At 72.0% G+C, this 1,138-nt stretch carries 1 protein-coding gene and 1 pseudogene; both read right to left on the bottom strand.

Going from position 1 to position 1,138, the window contains the following annotated elements; genetic code table 11:
• A partial coding sequence (locus tag AB0883_RS30810; RefSeq protein ID WP_366644778.1) for a 4-oxalocrotonate decarboxylase occupies positions 1 to 701 on the bottom strand: 701 nt, incomplete at its 3' end.
• A pseudogene (locus tag AB0883_RS30805) lies at positions 698 to 1,138 on the bottom strand (4-hydroxy-2-oxovalerate aldolase); the annotation flags it as partial. The gene AB0883_RS30810 and the pseudogene AB0883_RS30805, both read right to left, overlap by 4 nt.

Below are 1,138 nucleotides of genomic sequence, written 5' to 3'. Positions count from 1 at the left end.
GGGACGGCGGCGGTGGCGGCGCCGGCGAGGAACACCCAGCCTTCGCGCAGTCGTACGCCGTGGCGGCCGGCGAGGCGGATGCCTTCGTCCAATGCGCGGCGGGGGTCGCCGAGGATCGCGGCGGTGGAGCCGACCTGCGTGACGCGTCCGTCGACTTCCAGCAGCACACCCAGGTTGTCCAGGCCGTCAGGCACCGGCGACCACGGGCCGATGGTGAACGCGGCGGCGGAGGTGTTGTCGGCGATCACGTCCGGCAGGGAGAACGTGAAGTTGGCGTACCGGGAGTCGATGACCTCGATCGCGGGGGCGACCGCGCGGACGGCGTCGGTGAAGTCGCCGACGGGTTCGCCGGGTTCGGGCAGGCGGTCGAGCAGGAACGCCACCTCCGGCTCGGCACGGGGGTGAATGAAGGCCCCGACGTCGAGGGTGCCGCCGTCGGGGATGCGCATGGTGTCGGTGAGGCGGCCCCAGATGACCTCGTCCACGCCGACCTGGGCCATCTTCGCCTTGCTGGTCAGGCCCATCTTCAGCCCCACCAGGCGCTCGCCGCGGTCGAGGCGGCGCTGGATCAGCGCGGTCTGCACCGCGTACGCGGCGTCGACGTCCAGGCCTGTCTCGGCGGCCAACTGCGCGATGGCGGTGGCGGTGTCGGCCGCCACGCCCAACCGCTCGGCGATACCGGTGGTGTCCGGCCCGATCATGATTTCTCCTTGCCGGCGAGGTCCAGTGCCACGTCCACGATCATGTCCTCCTGCCCGCCGACCATGCGGCGGCGTCCCAACTCGACCAGGATCGAGCGCACGTCCACCCCGTACTTGTCCGAGGCGCGTTCGGCGTGGCGCAGGAAACTCGAATACACCCCCGCGTAGCCGAGGGAGAGGGTTTCCCGGTCGACCTGCACGGGCCGGTCCTGCAACGGCCGCACGATGTCGTCGGCGGCGTCCATCAGGGCGAACACGTCACAGCCGTGCTGCCAACCGTGCAGCTCGGCGACGGCCACGAACACCTCCAACGGGGCGTTGCCCGCACCGGCGCCCTGCCCCGCCAGGGAGGCGTCCACCCGCACCGTGCGCCCGTGCGTCGCCTGCGCACCAGCCGCGGCATCGCCGAGAATCCGGCCGTGCTCCACCGCGACCAC

The organism is Micromonospora sp. NPDC047812 (genome assembly GCF_040704175.1).
GTDB lineage: Bacteria > Actinomycetota > Actinomycetes > Mycobacteriales > Micromonosporaceae > Micromonospora.
This window is presented reverse-complemented; position numbering and strand designations above follow the sequence as displayed.